Genomic DNA, 21808 nt, shown 5'->3' with positions numbered 1-21808 from the left:
CTATATGAAGAGAGCGTAGTATACTAGTTATTCATTTAGATTATTGTAGTTTTTTAGAGAGTATAGGAGGCGCCTATGGGCAAACGATTTGCTAAACAGCTAGGGCAATTCATTGTTACCTTGTTTGGCATTACATTTTTGACATTTTGTCTGACCTATCTAGCTCCAGGTGATCCAGTAACGATGCTACTGGAGACAGCGGATACGATTGTGTCTCAAGAGACAATCGATGAAACACGGGCACAGTTAGGGCTAGATAAACCATTTTTGGTACAATATGCCAATTGGGTTGTAAATGCGGCACAAGGAGACTTAGGGATGAGTTACTCTGCTAAGAAGCCAGTAGTTGACCGTATGTTAGAGGCGTTGCCAGGAACAGTAGCGCTTGCTGGAACTGCATTAGTGTTTACAATACTTTATGCATTGCCAACGGGGATTCTTAGTGCGTTGAATCGCAATAAATGGATAGATTATGTATTGCGTACGTTATCGTTTGTAGGCGTATCTATGCCAACATTTTGGTTAGGTCTTGTACTGATTTACATCTTTGGTCTAAAACTGGGTCTTGTACCAATTGCATCCTCTCGGGTAACAGCCACTGGCGTTATTTTGCCTGCTATTACATTAGCTGTTGTAGTAGGGTCTAAGTACATGCGCCAAGTACGTCTCGTTATTCTTGAAGAAATGCAAAAGGATTACGTAATTGGTGCTCGAGCACGTGGTGTCAGTGAAGTCAAAATTTTATTTGGTCATATTTTACCTAATGCAGTATTACCGCTTATCACTATTTTAGGTGTTTTGATTGGCTGGTTATTAGGTGGTGTGGCAGTCGTTGAAATGGTATTCTCCTGGCCAGGTCTTGGGAATATGGCAGTATATGCCATTACTATGCGTGATTATCCATTGATCGAAGGCTTTGTGTTGTGGGTTGCTTTAGCATATATGTGTATTAACGCATTGGTTGATGCATCATATATCTTATTAGATCCTAGATTGAAAAGGGAGAGAGCATAATGGCAGAATTTATTCAAAAACATAAATTGTTCTCTTTCTACAGTACATTAATGATTATCGTAGTCCTCATTGCCATTTTTGCACCGTGGCTCGCACCAGGTGATGCTTTCACCTCCAATATGAGCCAAGCATTACAAGCGCCAAGTAGCCATCATTTATTTGGTACAGATAAGCTAGGTCGCGATGTGTTATCTCGGGTCATTTATGGTACACAGTTATCCTTGTTTATGGGGGTCAGTATCGTTGTTATCATGGTAAGCATTGGTACTATTATCGGTGCGGTGGCCGGTTATTTCGGCGGTAAGATTGAGATTATCCTCATGCGTCTTGCAGATATTATGTTATCCTTCCCAGGTGTTGTGTTAGCTATTGCCATTGCCGGTATTTTGGGCGGTAGCATTTTGAATACGATTATAGCTTTATCTGTAGTTGGTTGGGCAAAATATGCTCGTCTTGTACGTTCTATGACCTTGAAAGTTCGGGGCGAAGAGTATGTAACAGCTGCCGTTATGATGGGGGCATCTACGACGACTATCTTAAGACGTCACATCATTCCCAATATCCTTCCTCTTGTAGTTACAACTGGGGCACTTGATATTGGGGCTATCATGATTGAAGTAGCCGGTCTTTCCTTCCTCGGCTTTGGTGCACAACCACCAACACCAGAATGGGGCCTTATGCTTAATGAAGGTCGTCAATATTTACAAACTAGCCCATGGCTCATGGCCTTCCCTGGTATGTCTATCCTTATTGTAGTTGCTATCTTTAACCTTTGGTCTGATTCTCTACGGGATGTAGTAGATCCTAGAAATCAAGGTTAGTTTAGTGCGATGCTTATTTATAGATGGTTTTGTGAAAGTTGTCGGATAAATAAGCAATACTATGGTTTTTCATTATGATTATTGTAGATTTAGTAGTCATAATGTGTATATTTTATGGTTATATGTAATTGTACGAGGAGATTTTACATGAAAAAATCTTGGAAAAAAGCCCTCTTAGCAGGTCTTAGCATTGTAATGATGGGTTCCTTCATCGCTGGTTGCGGCTCTGATAATAATGGCGCTGCTAATAAGGATGTTTTAAAAGTTGGTGTAACTAACTTCGCCTCCACATTAGAACCTACAGAAAACTTCTTCGCATGGGTTGTCATGCGCTATGGTGTAGGCGAAACATTGGCTAAGTTTGACGAACAAATGAAACCTCAACCATGGATTGCTTCTAAATGGGAAGTATCTCCAGATAAGAAGACTTGGACTTTCACAATCAACGATAAAGTTAAGTTCTCTAATGGTAAAAAAGTTGATGCTGCAGCGGTAAAAGCATCCATTGAACGTACTTTTGAAAAATCTAACCGCGCTAAAACATTCTTCCAATATGAATCTATTGAAGCAAATGGTCAACAATTAGTTATCAAAACAGATAAAGAATATCCTAATATGCCAGGTCTTTTGGCGGATCCATTGTTCTTGATTGTTGATGTACAAGCTGAAAAAGATGGCCGTAACTTCGCTAAAGAAGGTCCTATCGGTACAGGCCCATACGTAGTTAAATCTTTCACAAAAGAACGTGCTGAAATGGCTGCCAACGAAAACTACTGGGATGGTGCAGTACCATTCAAAACTGTAGAAATTCCTTCTATCGATGACCCTAACACTCGTGCTATGAGCTTACAATCTGGTGACGTAGACATGGCTGTTAACATCGGTCCTGGTGAAATTGGTTTATTCCAAGGCAATGATAAATTCAAAGTAGATGAAATCGCATCTCTTCGCGTAGTATTGGCTCGTATCAACCAAAAAGGTGTTCTTGGTGATGACAAAGTCCGTGCTGCAGTTATTTCTGCAACAGACCGTAAAAACTATGCTGATGTATTGTTAAAAGGTACATTCATTCCTGGTTCTGCTCCAATTCCACCATCCATGGACTATGGATTCAATGATTTAAAAGATCCTAATGCGTATAATCCTGAACGTTCTAAACAATTATTGGCTGAAGATGGTTGGAAAGATACTGATGGCGATGGTATCCTTGATAAAGATGGCAAACCATTAACATTCAACTTCGTAGTATACAACTCTCGTGCAGAGTTACCACTTTATGCAGAAGCTGTTCAAGCAGATCTCAAAAAAGTTGGTATTGACATGAAAATCAAAACAGTTGACTATAACTTGATCGATAAAATGGGTCAAGAAGGCGACTATGACATGCTTATCTCCAATATCGTAACAGCTAATACAGGCGATCCAATCTGGTTCTTGGCTAACTACTGGCACACTAATAACAATGGTTCCAACCCTCAAAACGGTTCTGGTTACTCCAACCCACAAGTTGACCAATTGTTAGACGCAGCTGAAACTGAATTCGATCCTGCAAAACGTCGTGACTATGCAATCCAAATTCAACAATTATTGATGAATGATGGTGCTGCATTATTCTTAGGCTACCCTAAAACTAATATCGTTACTGGTTCTTACTTGAAAGGTGCTGTCATGTACCCAAGTGATTACTACTGGATTACTAACAAAATTACAAAATAATGAGGAGCTATAATGGCAGAAAACATACTAACTGTAGAAAACCTTAATATAGCGTACCAAGGTGTACCTGCTGTTATGGATGTAAATTTAACCTTGGAACGCGGTAAGGTATTAACCATTGTAGGGGAATCCGGATCCGGTAAAACTACCGTGATTCGGGCCCTCATGGGTTTATTGCCTGTAGGTGGTGAAGTTACAGAAGGTTCTATGTTCTTTAATGGTTATGACCTTCGTAACCTGTCTAAATCCGAATGGAGATCTTTGCGTGGTAAAGATATGGCCATGATTTTCCAAGATAGTGGTAGTGCTTTAGACCCAATAGTTCGCATTGGTAAACAGTTTAGAGAATTATTCAAATCTCATGTGGAAATTACTAATGATGAATGTGATCGACGAGCAATTGAGTTATTGGAATCTGTTTCTCTTCCTAATGGGGCAGATATATTGCACCGTTATCCTCACGAATTATCTGGTGGTCAACGCCAACGTGTGGGCATTGCTATGGCATTAGCGCTGGATCCTGCGTTATTAATTGGTGATGAACCTACATCTGCTTTAGATGTAACAACACAATCACAAGTTGTTATGCAAATGCTAGAACTTGCTAAAGAGCATAATTCTGCTATTGTAATGGTTACGCATAACCTTGGTGTAGCGGCCTATATGTCCGACTATATCATAGTTATGAAAAAGGGTCGTGTTGTTGATGCTGGCACACCGCAAGATATTTTAGAAAATCCATCTAATGAATATACGAAGCAATTAAAAGATGCAGTACCAACATTGGGAGGAGGTCGTTACATTGACTAACTACGCTGTAGAATTAAAAAATGTATGTAAACGATTCCCACTTCCTACTGGTGGTGAGCTCGAAGCGTGTAAGAGTATTAATATTACCTTAGAAAAAGGCCAGTCCCTTGGAATTGTAGGGGAGTCTGGCTCTGGTAAAACTACATTGGTTCGTATGATCATGAAGATGCTTCCTATAACAGAAGGCGAGATTTATGTAGATGGTGTAGAAATCCAACATATGGACGCTGCACAAACAAAGGAATACCGTAAGAAGATTCAAATGGTATTCCAAGATCCATCGGCAGCATTCAATCCACGTATGAAGGTAAAGGATATTATCCTTGAACCGTTATACAATTTTGGGCTTCTTGAAAAAGGAAAAGAAGAACAAATCGCAGGTGATTATCTTGAAATGGTAGATTTACCTCGTGAGTTTATGCATCGCTATCCTCATGAAATGTCTGGTGGTCAACGCCAGCGTGTGGCCATTGCTCGGGCCATCGTACTTGAACCTGAAATTCTTGTGCTAGATGAGGCGACAAGTGCTCTAGATGTATCTGTACAAGACTCCATTGCCTATTTATTGGCGCGTTTACAAAAAAAGAAAAATTTAACATACCTATTTATTGCTCATGATATTGCGTTCATTCGTACCATGTGCCACAAGGTGGTCGTAATGTACAAAGGCGCTATTGTTGAAGAGTTAGATGCATTCCACTTAGCAGATGCTAAGCATCCTTATACGAAGGTTTTGTTGAGTTCCATCTTTGAAATTGGTAAAGAGCATAAGCCTCTTACATTGGAAGACGCGACTAGCAAATTATAAGCATTCAAATTGGCTACTGTTTTAGTATCGGTGCGGCCTAAGCTAAATTGCTTAATGTAATAGGAAAATAATGAGTATCTAAAATAGCGGTTAGCCAACTGGCTGACTGCTATTTTTTTTATATAGATTTACTCAGATGCATATATATTGAAAGATTTCTCAAAAAGATTGTATTAATAATTAATATATAGTATAGTTGACTAGGTAATATACCCCCATAGGTATAAGTGAAATATGCTCATATGATGTGATATACATACAGAGAAAGGATAGGTGTGTGAATGAACGGATTACGTAAGGCGTTACTGATTGGTATGACCCTTGGTGTTGCAGTGTTTGGCACTGTAGGTTGTATGAATCAATCATCCGATTCATCTAATGATGTATTAAAGGTAGGAGCGATTAGCTTTGCTGGTACCTTGGAGCCAACAGAAAATTATTTTAGTTGGGCCGTTGTACGGTACGGTGTTGGTGAAACATTAACCAAGTTTGATGATCATATGAATGCCAAACCATGGTTAGCATCCTCTTGGAAACAAAGTGATGACAAGATGACTTGGACTTTTACCATTAACGATAAGGTTAAGTTCTCTAATGGTAATCCTCTGACAGCGGAGGCCGTAAAAGCATCTTTGGAGAGGACTTTCACAAAAAGTAAACGAGCAAAGACGTTCTTTAATTACACAGAAATGGCGGCTAATGGTCAAGAGCTCATAATTAAGACAGATAAGCCTTATTATAATTTGCCAAGCTTGTTAGGCGATCCATTGTTCTTAATTATAGATGTGACTGCAGAAGCAAATGGTCGTGATATAGCAAAGGAAGGTCCTATAGGGACGGGCCCTTATGTAGTATCCTCTTTTACAAAAGAACGGGCTGAGCTAGCACGGAATGATAATTATTGGGATGGTAAACCTGGTTTTAGTAAGGTTGAAATTCCATCTATTAATGATGCAAATACACGTGCTATGGCGCTCCAGGCCGGCGATGTAGATATGGCTGTTAGCATTGGACCAGGTGAATATGGTATCTTCCAAAATGATAAGAAATTTACTATTTATGAAGATGCCTCTTTGCGTGATGTATTTGTTCGTATGAGTCAAAAAGGAAAACTTAAAAATCCTAATCTTCGAGCGGCTCTCATTGCAGCAGCAGACCGTGAATCTTATGCGAAGAATTTGATGAAGGATACCTTTGTAGCTGGTAAGGCTCCGCTACCACCATCTATCGACTATGGATTCAATCAATTGCGCGACCCTAATACATATAATGTAGAACGAGCCAAAGAATTATTGAAAAAAGAAGGGTATGTTGATACAAATGGGGATGGCATTGTAGATAAGGATGGGGAAAATTTAGTGTTGAATTTCTATGCCTATACATCTCGTCCTGAACTACCACTATATGCTGAGGCGCTGCAAGCGGACTACAAGAAAATCGGTGTAGATTTACAAATTAAGATTGTGGACTATGCTGTCATTGATACATTGGCGCAATCGGGGGATTATGATATGTTAATCTCTAGTGTGGTAACTGCAAATACTGGTCAACCAGTATGGTTCTTGAAACAATATTGGGGGACAGGTGCTGAGGCAAATGGTTCTGGATTCTCCAATCCACGTTTTGATGACTTGTTAGCTCTTGGTGAAAGTGCCAACGATCCAGTAGTACGCCGTAATGCAGTAATTAATGCACAACAATTGATGCTTGATGACTCCGTAGCACTTTTCCTTGGGTATCCTAAGATTAATATTGTAGGAAATAACCATATTGATGGTATTAAGATAACTCCATCTGAATATTACATCATTACGAAAGACCTAAAGCGTAAATAATTAAAATGGGACTAGCCTTGAGCTAGTCCCATTTTTGTAAGTTCTTTATTTTTTCTTTTGTTCTGTAGCATCAAGCTCAGCCATATTCACCAGATTAGCTTTACCTACCATTTTGTTGTATTTATTAAATAATTGGGTATATGCTTCACCGTAAGAAGAGTTAATGATGATATAGTTACGAGCTTCTGCGACAAATTCCTTTGCAGCATCTTGGTATTCTCGTACTGCATTTTGCGTTTCAGATGTTGTACCAGGTTGCAATTTATTAATACGTTGTGTAATTTGTTGCAAGTTTGATTCAACCTTTTGTGTATCTGTATTTCCATCTGGGTCGATAAGATCGATAGTTTGTGCAGTCATGAGATTTAACTCAATGAAGTTAACTGCATTATCGCGTTTTTCACCTTGATACTCGTTCATGCGTTCTGTATAGAGCTCATTATTGCGATTATCTAAGGCCAAATCTAATGCGTTGTATGTAGCATAAAACTGTTCAGCTAAAGGCACATACTGTGCGGCTAACTCATCACTGCCTTTAAAGTTATCTTTTTCGAAACGACGTTCTACATAATATGCTTGTAATTGATCTGCAATAGGAATCAATTGATCAAGAACATTCAATACATCATTTGTAGCTTGGTTCACATCTTCATATGGTGTAGAACTATCTTGTTTTGCTGCTTCTAAGGCTGTTTTGAGGTCCTTGTATTTTGGTAACGTAATTGTTGTATTATGTGAACCATTGCGTAACTCTTCAAGAGTTGGTTGTAATTGGTTCGCATAGGCTACACTGTACGAGTTATATGTGTCTAATGCGACAATGTAAGGACGAATAGCGTTGATTTTGTCGTCAACTGTTGATCGATATAAAATTGTCGTTGTGTTGGATGACAAGAGTGTATACACCCCGTAGATCCCACCACCGATAATAGCAATGCCAAGTACGATGGCTGCTATTAACTTGATGTACCCCTTTTTCAACTGCGCACGCTCCTTGAAAACACACTAACTCTTTTTGGATCCGTTTGGGCGGACTACGCCCTTCAGAGTAATTAGTTATATTATAACATAAACTTACGTCCCAAAAAAGACGTGTCATGCAGAGAATCATAAGGAATAGATGAAGTTACATTATATGAATATATATTAATATTTATAATTAGTGATTTGTAGGTGGATAACATTAAAAGACTTTTACCTACACAAGTTATTTTGGATAAATCTATATTTCTCTAGACGATGCAGCTGCGGCTGGTATAATAGCAAGTATAGTATTCATTATATGGGGAGTTTTTTATGTCAGAATCAAATCGCTTGCTTAATTTTGCTATATCTTCAGAACTCATTGCAAATGGGGAAGGGCGCAATGTGTTATCTGCCATCGAAGATGGATTGCGTAATTGTGATGAGTTTTTAATATCTGTAGCATTTATAACACCAGAAGGATTACTAACATTAAAGCCAATACTTAAAGAGTTAGAAGATCGAGGTGTACATGGTCGCATATTAACAACAGATTATCTTGGTTTTAATAGTCCACAAGTTCTAGAAGATTTAGGGAATCTAAAGAATATTGATTTGAAGGTATATTGTACTACTCAAGGTAGTGGACATGGTTTTCATACAAAGGGATATATTTTTAGAAAAGATGAATTCTATCAAATTATAATAGGTAGTTCTAATTTAACTATTAATGCGCTAAAGAGCAATAGAGAGTGGAATACTCGTTCTGAAGTACATGGTAGCGACACTTATGCTCGAGAGATAAATGAGGAATTTGAACTGTATTGGAATTCGAAATTTTCTATTCCTTATGAAGAGTTTATACCTTGGTATAAGCCTAGATGGGTTCGTCCAGAACGTTCTTCTCAAAGGTCTGTAGCGGAACAGTTTAAGAAGGTAGATTTACCTACTTTGGAACCTAATATGATGCAGCAACAGTTTATTGCAAATTTTAATGAGTTAAGAGCGAATCATGCCAAAAGAGGGCTTTTAATTTCTGCTACAGGGACGGGAAAAACCTATGCAGCGGCCTTTGCAATGCGTGAAATGAATCCGAAAAGAATTCTATTTTTAGTACATCGGGAACAAATTGCAAAACAAGCAATGGCAAGTTTTTCACGGGTTTTTAATGATCCATCTATAACGTTTGGCTTGGTATCTGGTAATGTTAAAAAATATGATGCTACCCATGTGTTTTCTACAATGCAGATGATGGGACGCCATGATGTAATGAATCAATATGACCCAAAAGCTTTTGATTGTATTATTATTGACGAAGTACATCGTGCTGGTTCTGAAAGTTATCAACGTATTATCGACTATTTTAAACCACAGTTCCTATTAGGTATGACCGCAAGTCCGGAGAGGACTGACGGTTATGATTTATATGAGCTCTTTGATCATAATATTATTTATGAAATTAGACTTCAACAAGCATTAGAGGAAGATTTATTGTGTCCATTCCATTATTTTGGTATTAGCGATTTATGGGTCGATACAGATGAGCCGATTAGTGATATGGAGGTTACTTTCTCTAATTTATCTACGAAGGAGCGGGTAGATAAAATTATAGAGAAAATACGTTACTTTGGACATAGTGGTAGTCGAGTAAAAGGCTTAGTATTTTGTAGCAATCGAGTTGAAGCAAAGACTTTATCTGACGCTTTTAATGAGCGCGGTATCTATCGTACGGTAAGCTTGACTGGTGAGGATAGCCAAGAAATCAGAGAAAAAACAATTGCTCGCTTAACAGGTACAGGGGACTATCAAGGTAGACTTGATGAGCAGTTAGATTATATCTTTACTGTAGACATCTTTAACGAAGGTGTTGATATACCTGAAATTAATCAAGTTATTATGTTACGTCAAACTGAAAGCCCAATCATTTTCATTCAGCAACTAGGACGTGGACTCCGTAAGTTTGAAGATAAAGAATATGTAGTTATCCTTGATTTTATTGGGAATTATACAAATAACTTTATGATTCCCTTAGCGCTATCTGGTGATAGAAGTTATAACAAAGATACTTTGCGTCGATATGTACAAGCAGGTAATCGTATTATCCCTGGTAACTCAACAGTACATTTTGATAAAATTGCGAAACAACGTATTTACGAATCTATTGATACGGCTAAATTAGATAGTGCGGAATTAATTAAGTCTGCCTATTTTGACTTAAAATATAAATTAGGATATGTACCTAAGATTAAAGATTTTCGAGAATATGCTTCACTAGATATCGTTAAAATTTTCGATAAATATGGATCATATCATAATTTTCTTATTAAGATTAAAGACAAAGATTATGGCGTGAGCTTTTCTAATACGCAAGTACAAATGCTTCAATTTATATCTCAAAAGCTTGCAACTGGAATGCGTGTTAGGGATTTGTTAGCACTTAAATACTTATTATCTACAGATGGTAGGATTATTCAATCTGTTTCTGATGAACTGAGTAGTGAATATAATGTAAAATTAACAGACTTGGGAATAGTAAATTTAGTGAATATATTGACTAATCAGTTCTCTGTGTCTAAAAATAAAAAAAGTTTAAAGATTGTATTTTTATAAGAAAATATAGTAAAGACTATTGTATATCAGAACAGTTTGAAGAGGCGATTTCTGATTTAGAGTTTAAATCGAATATAGAGGAATTAATCGATTTTGGAATTACTCGATATAAAAATCAATATGAAAAGACGCTTGTTGAAAATACACCGTTTTCACTATATGAAAAATATAACTATGAACAAGTTTGTCAATTATTAGAATGGCCTAAAAATGTAGTAGCTCAAAATATGGGTGGATATAAATATAATAAGGAGACAAATACCTATCCAGTATTTATTAACTATCATAAAGCAGATGATATACAAGAGAGTATTAGATATGAAGATAGTTTTATTAATCCTTTTATATTAAAAGCAATTTCAAAAGCTCCTAGATATTTGCGTTCAAAAGATGTTAAGCGTATTCTACGAGCTAATGAACTAGATATTGCGATGCATTTGTTTGTAAGAAAGAATAAGCTTGATAAATCCTTTTACTATTTAGGACCAATTAGGCCTAAGGATCCCAAATATGCAAAAGAGATTATTATGTTAAGTGGTAAGCCCGCAGTAGCGCTAGAGTATCAACTTGAAGTGCCCGTACGGGATGATATTTATGATTATATTATTAATGGGTAAGGATATATGAGTGAAGAAAGAAAACATATTGAAGTTGTAGCAGCAATTATCAAAAAGGATAATACTATATTAGCTACTCAACGTGGTTATGGTGATCTAAAAGATGGTTGGGAGTTTCCAGGTGGTAAGGTTGAGTCTGGCGAAGCTCATGAGGTAGCACTAAAAAGAGAAATACATGAAGAACTAGAAGCCGAGATTACCGTTCTGGAACATATTATTACTGTTGAATATACAGGGTATGAGAAGTTTGATTTAACAATGCATTGTTATTTATGTTCTTTGGTAAATGATTCTGATATTACTCTATTAGAACATGAAGCGGCTAAATGGCTTTCAAAAGATACTTTGTACACTGTAGATTGGCTACCAGCTGATATTGAAGCCGTAGATGCAATCTCTAAACGTTTATAATGTTTCAGTAAAAGCATTTAAAAAATATTATAATGTGAAATTTTAATTGTGAAAGTCTCTATCTATGATAGAGGCTTTTTAGTCATAAAAATATTATAATTCTCATTGGTTTCTCATTAATTCTAAGTAGGATATAAACTATTATAGTATTTTGAGATATAATAGGAGAGAAATTTATGAGCGAGAATGCATATGTGTGTCCATATTGTTAATCTACAAAACATATCAACGTTATGTATGGAATAGAGACACATATCCAGAATTACGTCTCGATTGGGAGCATACCTATGTATGTTTACGTTGTGGGAATTCTTTTCTTTTATAATTAAAATATATTAATTTATCTAAAGGTATGCCTATCTATAATGATATATAGGCATACCTTTTATTTGTATGAAGAGTTTTTTGTAATGTAAAAGAACTACTAGAACATATTAGCGTATTGTTTAAATTATATGTTGATATTCATTGTCCATAGTTACATATCGGTATATAATAATATTATCAGATTTGTATTTTTCGATATAATAAAAAGAAAGGAGTACATATGTCCAATTTTATCACTCCTAAAGAATTATTATCTTGTCTCGATGAGGTCATCATTTTAGATGCACGAGGTTATCAAGATTATAAAAAAGGTCATATTCCCGGTTCTTATCCAGTAGATTTAGATAAAGATTTAACAGGTCCTTTAGGCGAGCATGGTGGGCGTCATCCATTGCCAGACATGGAACAGTTGGCCCATACGTTCGAGTCTTATGGCATTACTCGCAATTCCAAGGTCGTTGTGTATGATTCTTGGCTCTTTTTGGCGGGCCGCCTGTGGTGGACATTACGTTACATGGGCTTAACTGATGTACGCGTGTTGTCTGGCGGGATTGAACGTTGGGTTAAAGAAGGTCATGTGCTTACTAAAGATCCTACTCCGTTGCCTACAGAACCAACAGTTTTTAATTATGAATTGCAAACTCACATGGTTATGAGTCGTGATGAGGTTCTCAAGGCTAGTGAAAGCGGGGATCATGTTATCATTGATGCTCGTGCGCCGTTTCGCTACGATGGGTCTCAAGTAGATACGATGGATGGCATGACTGGTCACATTCCTGGTGCTGTTAATCATTTTTATGAAAGTGGTTATACCGTAGATGGCCCTAAGTCTGTAAAAGATTTAGAAGCCGAGTACTATAATGAAATCTACCAAAATAGACCTGTTGTGACTTACTGTGGCTCAGGGGTAACCGCTTGTAATGCGATGTTAACTATGAGCGAAGTAGGGCTTGAATCGGCTTTATATGTTGGTAGCTCTAGTGATTGGGTGACTTATGATGGGTTCCCTCTTAAGACTGGTGTAGAAACATTAAGATAATATGGGAGTCCAAATGAATATTTTAAAACATTTATTAACCCTTGTTGCTTTTGGCTATTTGTGTTATCACATCTATACCTTTGGTCCAGGCATGTTCAATGTTACTGTGTTGGTGATTCTCGTCTTGTCTACAGTGGCCAATTATTTCCGTGAAAAACGTGAAAGTGCTCTTAAGGCAAATGAGAATGCTAGAAAAGCTCGCGCAGAAGCAAGACATGCTAAGAAACACAAAAGTTAATCGTAAACAGAGTACTTTAAATATTTCATATTAAAGACTGCAATTACGAGTATAAATAAGAAAATGTTGAAAAAGGAGCTTTTACAAATTCTATTAGCCTGTAATAGTCCTATTAGTAGAATAAGGAGTAAGAATTGAAATTAATTTCTTGGAATGTAAACGGTCTTCGCGCCGCTGTAACTAAAGGGTTTATAGAATCCTTTAATGAACTTAATGCAGATATTTTTTGTCTACAAGAAACAAAATTACAACCTGATCAAATTTCTTTGGAATTACCAGGCTATGAGCAATATTGGAATAGTGCTGTAAAAAAAGGTTATAGCGGTACAGCTGTATTCACACGCATTAAACCGTTGTCTGTAACGAATGGTATCGGCATTGAAGAGCACGATCAAGAAGGTCGTGTTATTACTGCTGAATACGAAAACTTCTATTTGGTATGTTGCTATACGCCTAATAGCCAACGTGAATTAGCTCGTCTTGAATACCGTATGACTTGGGAAGACGCATTCCGTAACTACTTATTGGAATTAGATGAGAAAAAACCAGTTATTCTTTGTGGTGATCTTAACGTAGCTCATCAAGAAATCGATCTTAAAAACCCTAAGACGAACCGTAAAAATGCGGGCTTCTCTGATGAAGAACGTGCAAAAATGACTGAGCTCTTAGGTGCTGGGTTTACAGATACATTCCGTCATCTCTATCCAGATGCTATTGAAGAATACAGCTGGTGGTCTTACATGGGCAAAGCTCGTGAACGGAATACAGGATGGAGAATTGATTACTTCATTACATCCAAACGTCTTGACGATAAAATTCAAGAAGCGAAGATTCATCAACAAATCTTTGGTTCCGATCATTGTCCAGTAGAATTGGATATCGATTTATAAAACTTGCCTACAAAATTAACAGCCTCATCTACGGGTGAGGCTGTTATAATTAGATTAAGAGATATTAATTTCTTTACCGATACATTTGCATTTATTTTTATATGTAGTGGATGTGCTTATAAAGGCTAATATTCAGGATGAGGAGATAGTATGGATCAAAAACAAAAGGCTGTCGTTCTATTTAGCGGTGGTGTAGATAGTACTACATGTTTAGCACTTGCTATTGAAAGGTTTGGTAAAGAGAATGTAGTACCAATATCGATTCTATATGGCCAAAAACATAGTAAAGAGCTAGAAGCTGCTAGAGCTATTCTCGGTTATTATGGAATGGAAGGTAAAACGATGGATGTCACTAAATTGTTTGCCTTCAGCAATTGTTCTTTACTAGAGAAATCCACGGAAGAAATTCCTCAAGGTTCATACAAGGAACAACAAGAAGCAGAGAGGGAAGGTACAGTTAGTACCTATGTACCATTTAGAAATGGTCTATTTCTATCTGTGGCCGCATCCTTGGCACTTTCTTTAGATTGTGGATATATCTATTACGGCGCTCATAGCGATGATGCGGCTGGTAATGCATATCCAGACTGCACAGAACACTTCTATCAATCTATGGGTGATGCCATCTTCGAAGGATCCGGTAAGGAATGTTTCTTAGAGGCTCCATTTATTAACCATAATAAAGCAGACGTCGTTAAAGAAGGTCTACGACTTGGCGTCCCATATCACCTAACATGGTCCTGTTATGAAGGTGGCGACAAACCATGCGGACACTGCGGCACCTGTATCGATAGAGCTGAAGCGTTCCGCGCCAACGGTGTTGAAGATCCTGCATTGTAGTTCGAGCCCTAGGCCGATGACCGTTTAGCCAGTGGAGCGATGAGGAAAGGTATCTCCTGCCACCTCGTCCTTACCAATTTAACACTAATAGTAGATTTACATATAAGTCCGCCTACAACCAAATTGATTGCGAAAATATTAGATATATGTTAATATTAGAAATGCCTAAAGGCGACAACTAAATAAGACAGTTTGAAACCATCCTGTCTCTAAACAAAACTACGGAAATTCATAAGTATTTATAGCATGGTAGTTTTGCCATGCTTTTTTATTTTGAGGAGGTGAGTGTTATGATTACTACACGTAAATTGACTATTTCTGCCATGGTTGTGGCATTATACATCGTTGTATTGTATTTAACGCAAAGCGTTTCCTTTGGAGCGTATCAAATTCGTATAGCAACATCATTATATGCACTTGCTTATGCCTTTCCGTTCTTGGTGATTCCTATGGGGATTGGTAACCTCATTTCTAACTTCCTATTCGGTGGACTCGGTATCCTTGATATGGTAGGTGGTTTTGGCGTTGGTATTTTAACAACAGGCATCATTGTTTGTATGCGTAAAATGGGTCTCAGCGCGTGGTGGGCCATCTTGCCAATTATCTTTGTTCCGGCTCTATGTGTACCATTATGGCTTAGTCCGTTATTGGGTATTCCATATTGGCCGTTGGTGTTGAATCTCGTTGTAGGTCAAACAATTCCAGCAGTCCTTGGTGCGATATTGGTAAAAGCATTGCTTAATCGTCCTAGTATGGCTGCATTACTAGGTGCTTTTAAATAAGACGAATCCTAAGTGTTTAGCTAATAAAACTAGGTAATTGAACATCTTTAAATCTTTCAATTACGATTTGCAGGTAAATAAAAAGGTTTATAGGCAAACAAAAAGGCGTAAGCTCAAATTGAGCTTACGCCTTTTTCATGGCTAAAATTTATGGAGAGATAGAAAACTAGTAGTTATAAAAGTCTAGCAGTTATAGCCGCGCCATTTTGTTTCGACCACGAGTCGTTCAAGGGCAACCATGTATGCTGCTTGGCGTGGTGGTACATTGTATTTATGTTGCATTTCCCAAACGGCTTCAAAACTATTTTTCATATTCTTAGTTAATCTTTCGTTAACTTCCTCTTCAGTCCAGTAGAAGCTAGCTTTGTTTTGTACCCATTCATAGTAGGATACAACTACACCGCCGCCGTTAGCAAGAACGTCAGGGATAATATCGATACCTTTTTCGTAAAAGTATTTATCGGCATCGTTAGTAGTAGGACCATTGGCACCTTCTAAAATGATCTTAGCTTGGATATTTTCCATGTTGTCTTTGTTCAATTGGTTTTCAAGAGCTGCCATGTATAGTACATCGACTGGTTGAGCTAATAGTTCTTGAGCACCAATTGTAGTCATACCAGGCTCACTATACCCTTTAAGGGAGCGTCCGTTGGAGTTAGCATATTCATATGCTTTTTCTACATCTAGACCGTTCGGGTTGTAAATATTAACGCTTGCGTCACCAATTGCTACAACTTTAGCACCTGCCTGCGCCATGAGACGAGCACCTACGGAACCAACATTGCCGAAACCTTGAACTGCTACAGTAAGATTCTTAATGTCTAAGTTTTTCTTTGCGAGGTAGCTTTGTAATGCGATAAGACAACCGCGACCAGTTGCTTCGTTACGCCCTAGAGAACCGCCTACTTCGATAGGTTTACCAGTAACGATACCAGGGCTCCATTCTCCTTTTAAAGTGCTATATTCGTCAGCAATCCAGCTCATGATTTGAGCGTTTGTATTTACGTCTGGTGCAGGAACGTCAGTATTAACCCCAATAATAGGTGCAATACGACGAACAAAATTACGAGTTAGTCGTTCTAATTCGCGAGGGGTTAATGTTTTAGGATCAACTTTGATACCACCTTTACCACCACCATAAGGGATATTAGCTATGGCGTTTTTTATAGTCATCCAAGCAGCTAATGCACGAACTTCGTTTTCATCGGAATCTGGATGGAAGCGAAGACCACCTTTAGCACTGCCGCGTAATGTGGAGTGTTGGCAACGATAACCTTCATATACACGAACTTCACCATTGTCTAGTTGAAGAGGTACTGCTACCTTCAATTCTCGTTCTGGATGACGTAATACTTCGTACTCGCTACGAGTATAGCCGAGTTTTTCAGCTGCTACGTCTAACGTATTTAACATATTTTCGTATGGGTTATATGTACTCATAATTACCTCCTGAATATCAGAGTGAATGAAATATTGTTAATTTTACACATACTGTAATATTCGACATTGTATACATAATACCCTTTATAATTTAATAACTATATTCTATAGTTTTTGGTGTTAAAAAACATAAAAATATGGGAAATTACTGTGATAATTATCACTTGTAACGTTGGTTAGATAATATAGTTGTAGTTCTAACAATGTATACTTTTACAAAAAAGAGACTATTGAAATATATTTTCAATAGTCTCTTAGGAATACATATTTTATTTTTCTACAGTGTTTTCAACTGGAGTTGGAGGAACGGAGGAGTCTGTAGTTTGGCCGTCACCCCACCATACGATACCATATGTATGGTTAAGAACGGATCGGTTGAATACAGGACTTTCGATACCGGCCTTACGTTGTTTAATATAGTCATCAAGGGCAAGGCCAGCTGTGCGGCCCATACGTACGATAGAGCTGATATTAGTCAATACTAGGAATGCCATGAATAAATCAGCTAAATTCCATACTAGATCAAGAGAGGCGATAGAGCCTACAAATGTCATAATAATTACACCGATGCGGAATAAATGAAGATAGAATCTTTTTTCAGTTAAGTGGCTAATATTGATTTCACCATAGTAATAGTTACCAATTAAGGAACTGAAGGAGAACATTACGATAAAGATTGCTACCGCTGTTGGTGCCCAAGAACCAAGTTGTTGTTCTAGATTATGTTGTACTAGTGCAACACCAGTTAAACCCGTTGTGCTATAGTCGCCAACCATGAGTACAATGAATGCTGAAGCTGTACAAATGATGAAAGTATCAAGGAATACACCAAATGCTTGTACAAGACCTTGTTCTACAGGGTGATTAACAGCTGCAGTAGCCGCTGCATTAGGAACAGAGCCTTCACCAGCTTCGTTAGAGAATAAGCCACGTTTAATACCATTCATTACAGTAGCGCCTAGTAGACCACCGCCTGCAGCAACTGGTTCAAAGGCTGAGGTAATAATAGTATAAATAACATGTGGGAACTGGGTGATGTTCATAATGACTACGAATAATGCAGTAGCAATATATAGTACAGCCATAATAGGAACGATGATTTCAGATGCTTTTGCAACACGATGAATACCACCAAAGATAATGAGGCCAAGAAGTATTGCTACAACTGCACCGGTGTAGGATACATCAAAGTTAAATACTTGTAGTGATGCAGCTAATGTGTTCGCTTGTACGGAGTTGTAAATCCAACCATACGTAATACTGATTAGAATAGCAAATAAAACAGATAATGCTTTGTTGTTTAAACCATAACGGATGTAGTAAGCTGGACCGCCGTAGAAACCGCCTTTAGCAACAGGTTCTTTATAAATTTGTGCTAATGTAGATTCAATGAAACCTGTGGCAGCACCGATGAGTGCGATAATCCACATCCAGAAGATAGCACCAGGGCCACCAAGTACAACGGCAATGGCAATACCTGCGATGTTACCAACACCTACACGAGAGGCGGTACTAACACAGAATGCTTGGAATGAGGATACATGATTTTTTTCAGTAGAACTACCTGCACCGTTGACTACGAGACGAATCATTTCTTTAATCATACGAATTTGTACAAAATTCGTTGTCATAGTAAAGAAGAGACCTGCGCCGATGAGGATAAAAATGATGAAATAACTCCATAAATAGTTATTAATGGTAGAAATAGCATCATTGAGCATTGCTTCCATAAAAAAACCCCTTTCTCATAAAAAGAATTCATATAATTATTAATGATATTGTATCAATTTCTATAGACTCTGTAAAACAAAAATCCTTCACGAAAGTGAAGGATTTTATTAATGATTTATTATTGTATATGAAATAGGATATTTCATTAAGATTTAATGAATTCCTGGGATTCTTCCATGCCTTGAAGTAAGGTTTGTTCAGAATGTTCCATATGAATTCTGGCTAGCTTTCGGGCTTGTGTAGCGTTATGCGAAGCAATGGCTTCTACTAATTGGCGATGTTCTTCCCAAGTTTTTCTGAGACGGCCTGGTTGGTTCATAGAAAAACTACGGAACCGATAGGTTTGCTCCCGCAAGTTGTGAACAATATCTGCAAGTCGTTCATTGCGAGATGCTCGGTATAGAACTTCGTGAAATTCCACGTCCGCTGCTACGACGGATTCCATATCTTTGTTTTCCATATGATCGCCAATTTCTACAAGCATTCGTTCCAAGGTTTCGATTTCTTCCTCCGTAATGCGCTCCGCTGCAAGACCTGCAGCTAGTTCTTCGAGAGCAGATCGGATTTCAAATACTTGAGTAATATCCTTTAAAGATATATTAGCCACATATGTGCCACGGCGAGGCACCATGACAACAAAGCCTTCTAGTTCAAGCTTACGAATGGCTTCGCGAATTGGGGTACGGCTTACACCAAGCTCTTCTGCTAGAGGAATTTCCATAAGGCGTTCGCCAGGTTTTAAAACACCATCTTGAATGGCTTGTCGCAATGTTTCGCTTACAACTTCGCGTAGAGGTTTATACGCATCTAAGCGTATAGGTTGCAACCGTTTTGTCATGGTAAGTCCTCCTGTGTACATGTTTTTGTAATGAGAGAAAGCCAATCATGGCCTGCTGCTTTAATCTCTTCTTGCAGTTGTAATGCCTCCATCGGCTTATCGAGTAATACTACCATTGTAGGACCACTGCCGGTCATGATAGTTGGATACCCACGACTAGTAAAGAAATCTTTACAAATAACGAGCTCTTCATGGTCAGGGAAGAGTAGCTCTTCAAAGGTGTTCGCACTAGCTAGGAAGGCTGACTTTAGATTATTGTGCTCTAAGTGCTTGTGGACAGTATCTATGGTTTGTTTGGTAGCTATTGATTTACCGTTGAAGCGACCGTAGGCAACTGCAGTAGATACAGACACCTGTGGTTTTACGAGTAATAGCCAATGTGGATCTGGTGATTTGCCGTAGGTTAATATTTCGCCACGCCCCGTGCCGCGTGCAGTACCACCTTGTAATAAGAATGGTACATCAGACCCAAGAGTAGCACCGATTTTTAATAGTTCATCTTTAGTAAGACGTAAATCCCAGAAACGATTGAGGCCTACTAACATAGCTGCTGCATCAGCACTGCCACCACCAAGTCCTGCTTGGATAGGTACGCGTTTTAAAAGGTGAATTGCGGCTCCTGCTTTACATCCCGTATAGGCTTGGACAGCCCGTAATGCTTTGAGGGCAAGATTCTCTTCCCCGTAAGTAACTAGTTTTTGCATATACTCTGGTAATTCTGGAGCACCACCAGAAAAAACTACGGAATGATGTTTAGCAAAATAAATGGAATCGCTAAGGCGAATGGATTGGAAGATAGAGTCGATATCGTGATATCCATCTTCACGCTTGCCTGTAATAGCAAGACCAATATTGATTTTACTGCAACCGAGTTGCTCAAAACTTTTACTCATAATAGCCTCGTTTGTAACGTACATAATATATGCAGTATATATGTTTATTTTATACTCTTATAAAGTGATTGAAAATAACCATTAAGTGGTTTATGATGAATTTGTATACGCATATTGTTTTATTCTTACATGGATTGTAAATAGCGTATATTTTAGTTAGTTCATTATAGAATATTTATAGTGAAATGGCAATTTGGAGGAAGCTATGTTCGCTAAGTATAAAACCGTTGTTTATGAAAGCCTCATGGTTATCCTTGGATGTGCCATATTTGGTGCTGGCATTGATGCCTTTGTATTACCACACAAACTGGTTAGTACTGGTATTAGTGGGGTAGGCTTGATTTTGTATTACTTAACGGGGTTATCCGTTGGTTCTTGGAATATGATTTTAAATATTCCTATATTCTGGGCCGCTTGGAAGTGGCTAGGTACTCGTGTTGTTATTAAGACCTTGTATGGCACGTTGATGTTATCTTGGATGGTTGATTTATTTAACTTTTTGCAATATGACATGATTATTAGGGATCCTTTATTAAGTTCTATGATGGCCGGTATTACGACTGGCGTAGGTCTTGGTATTGTGTACCGCGTTGGTGGTAATACAGGTGGCCTTGATCCGATAGCACTCATAGTACGTAAGTATTATGGACTTCAAATGGGGTCTATTAATAGTGCCATAAACTGTGCTATTCTTGTTGCCGCAATTGGTGTTGTTGGCCTTGAAGCAGTAGCAGTAACGCTTATTAGTGTGTATGTGTATACTATTATTACGAATAAAGTGGTTATCGGCTTTAATCAGCGAAAGGTAGCTTTTATCATTACCTATCGTACCAACGAGGTATGTGCATGTATCATCAATAAGGTTGGTCGTGGAGCTACTATCATTAATGGTATCGGTGCCTATACGCGGACACCGAAGCAAATCGTTATGGTAGCAGTTAATCTACTGCAGGTAAATAAGTTGAAAGAGGTAATTCAAGAGGCTGATCCGAATGTGTTCATCTTAATAACTGATGCGCAAGAGGTTATTGGTCAAGGTTTTACGCAGCCTATTATACCGACTGAAGTATGTGAACAGTTAAAGGATAAGAGTGTTACTGAAGAGGATAATACACAAACTGTACATAATCAGTAGATAAAGTTAAAATTATGTATTTGTCATCTCATATTAATTATGTGTAAATA

The 21808-nt window shown here is 37.9% G+C and carries 20 protein-coding genes; 15 read left to right on the top strand and 5 right to left on the bottom strand.

Annotated features, from left to right (window positions below; all coding sequences use genetic code 11):
* The first annotated feature begins 75 nt into the window (after positions 1–75).
* From nikB to RWP19_RS05500, 6 genes are all read left to right on the top strand, one after another.
* Positions 76–1014, top strand: coding sequence for a nickel ABC transporter permease (nikB, locus tag RWP19_RS05525; RefSeq protein WP_314356781.1), 939 nt, complete (start codon positions 76–78; stop codon positions 1012–1014).
* Positions 1014–1835, top strand: a complete 822-nt coding sequence (nikC, locus tag RWP19_RS05520) for a nickel transporter permease (protein WP_314356780.1) — start codon at positions 1014–1016, stop codon at positions 1833–1835. Before nikB ends, nikC begins: the two co-directional genes overlap by 1 nt.
* A gap of 147 nt (positions 1836–1982) precedes the next feature.
* Entirely contained in the window at positions 1983–3551 is a 1569-nt protein-coding gene (locus RWP19_RS05515; protein WP_314356779.1) for an ABC transporter substrate-binding protein, read from the top strand.
* A 12-nt stretch (positions 3552–3563) separates the two neighbouring features.
* A complete protein-coding gene (locus RWP19_RS05510; RefSeq protein ID WP_314356777.1) occupies positions 3564–4361 on the top strand; it encodes an ABC transporter ATP-binding protein in 798 nt (265 codons plus the stop codon).
* Entirely contained in the window at positions 4354–5169 is an 816-nt protein-coding gene (locus RWP19_RS05505) for a dipeptide/oligopeptide/nickel ABC transporter ATP-binding protein (RefSeq protein WP_314356776.1), read from the top strand. Before RWP19_RS05510 ends, RWP19_RS05505 begins: the two co-directional genes overlap by 8 nt.
* Before the next feature lie 281 nt (positions 5170–5450).
* A complete protein-coding gene (locus tag RWP19_RS05500; RefSeq protein ID WP_314356775.1) occupies positions 5451–7004 on the top strand; it encodes an ABC transporter substrate-binding protein in 1554 nt (517 codons plus the stop codon).
* A 45-nt stretch (positions 7005–7049) separates the two neighbouring features.
* On the opposite strand, the gene RWP19_RS05495 is transcribed toward RWP19_RS05500, so the two are convergent.
* Positions 7050–7985, bottom strand: coding sequence for a DUF3829 domain-containing protein (locus RWP19_RS05495; RefSeq protein WP_314356774.1), 936 nt, complete (start codon positions 7983–7985; stop codon positions 7050–7052).
* Between the two features lie 315 nt (positions 7986–8300).
* On the opposite strand from RWP19_RS05495, the gene RWP19_RS05490 reads away from it, so the two are divergent.
* From RWP19_RS05490 to RWP19_RS05455, 8 genes are all read left to right on the top strand, one after another.
* The gene (locus tag RWP19_RS05490) at positions 8301–10577 is read left to right on the top strand and encodes a DEAD/DEAH box helicase family protein (protein WP_314356773.1); all 2277 of its coding nucleotides are present in this window, start codon (positions 8301–8303) and stop codon (positions 10575–10577) included.
* Complete coding sequence (locus RWP19_RS05485) at positions 10568–11194, top strand: DUF3427 domain-containing protein (RefSeq protein WP_314356827.1); 627 nt, start codon at positions 10568–10570, stop codon at positions 11192–11194. The genes RWP19_RS05490 and RWP19_RS05485 overlap by 10 nt, the downstream gene beginning before the upstream one ends.
* Positions 11195–11200: 6 nt before the next feature.
* Positions 11201–11605, top strand: a complete 405-nt coding sequence (locus RWP19_RS05480; protein ID WP_314356772.1) for a (deoxy)nucleoside triphosphate pyrophosphohydrolase — start codon at positions 11201–11203, stop codon at positions 11603–11605.
* 547 nt (positions 11606–12152) lie between these two features.
* Complete coding sequence (locus RWP19_RS05475; protein ID WP_314356771.1) at positions 12153–12971, top strand: sulfurtransferase; 819 nt, start codon at positions 12153–12155, stop codon at positions 12969–12971.
* A 13-nt stretch (positions 12972–12984) separates the two neighbouring features.
* Positions 12985–13209, top strand: coding sequence for a hypothetical protein (locus RWP19_RS05470; RefSeq protein ID WP_314356770.1), 225 nt, complete (start codon positions 12985–12987; stop codon positions 13207–13209).
* A gap of 134 nt (positions 13210–13343) precedes the next feature.
* Positions 13344–14099, top strand: a complete 756-nt coding sequence (locus tag RWP19_RS05465) for an exodeoxyribonuclease III (RefSeq protein ID WP_314356769.1) — start codon at positions 13344–13346, stop codon at positions 14097–14099.
* A gap of 150 nt (positions 14100–14249) precedes the next feature.
* Entirely contained in the window at positions 14250–14939 is a 690-nt protein-coding gene (gene queC / locus RWP19_RS05460; RefSeq protein WP_314356768.1) for a 7-cyano-7-deazaguanine synthase QueC, read from the top strand.
* A gap of 290 nt (positions 14940–15229) precedes the next feature.
* A complete protein-coding gene (locus RWP19_RS05455; RefSeq protein ID WP_314356767.1) occupies positions 15230–15721 on the top strand; it encodes a QueT transporter family protein in 492 nt (163 codons plus the stop codon).
* 183 nt (positions 15722–15904) lie between these two features.
* Here the strand turns inward: RWP19_RS05455 and RWP19_RS05450 are convergent, their stop codons facing one another.
* From RWP19_RS05450 to ispE, 4 genes are all read right to left on the bottom strand, one after another.
* Positions 15905–17161, bottom strand: a complete 1257-nt coding sequence (locus RWP19_RS05450; protein WP_295208840.1) for a Glu/Leu/Phe/Val dehydrogenase — start codon at positions 17159–17161, stop codon at positions 15905–15907.
* 269 nt (positions 17162–17430) lie between these two features.
* Positions 17431–18891, bottom strand: coding sequence for an alanine/glycine:cation symporter family protein (locus RWP19_RS05445; RefSeq protein WP_314356766.1), 1461 nt, complete (start codon positions 18889–18891; stop codon positions 17431–17433).
* Positions 18892–19037: 146 nt separating this feature from the next.
* Complete coding sequence (locus RWP19_RS05440; RefSeq protein ID WP_314356765.1) at positions 19038–19730, bottom strand: GntR family transcriptional regulator; 693 nt, start codon at positions 19728–19730, stop codon at positions 19038–19040.
* The gene (gene ispE / locus RWP19_RS05435) at positions 19727–20623 is read right to left on the bottom strand and encodes a 4-(cytidine 5'-diphospho)-2-C-methyl-D-erythritol kinase (RefSeq protein WP_314356764.1); all 897 of its coding nucleotides are present in this window, start codon (positions 20621–20623) and stop codon (positions 19727–19729) included. Before ispE ends, RWP19_RS05440 begins: the two co-directional genes overlap by 4 nt.
* A 205-nt stretch (positions 20624–20828) precedes the next feature.
* Here ispE and RWP19_RS05430 point away from each other — a divergent pair, with 205 nt between their 5' ends.
* On the top strand, positions 20829–21758 hold the full coding sequence (locus tag RWP19_RS05430; protein WP_295257740.1) for a YitT family protein: 930 nt from the start codon (positions 20829–20831) through the stop codon (positions 21756–21758).
* Positions 21759–21808 lie beyond the last annotated feature (50 nt).

It is taken from the genome of uncultured Veillonella sp., assembly GCF_963522475.1.
Classification (GTDB): domain Bacteria; phylum Bacillota; class Negativicutes; order Veillonellales; family Veillonellaceae; genus Veillonella.
Note: the sequence above shows the minus strand (reverse complement) of the source record. Positions and strands in the feature narration are given on the sequence as shown.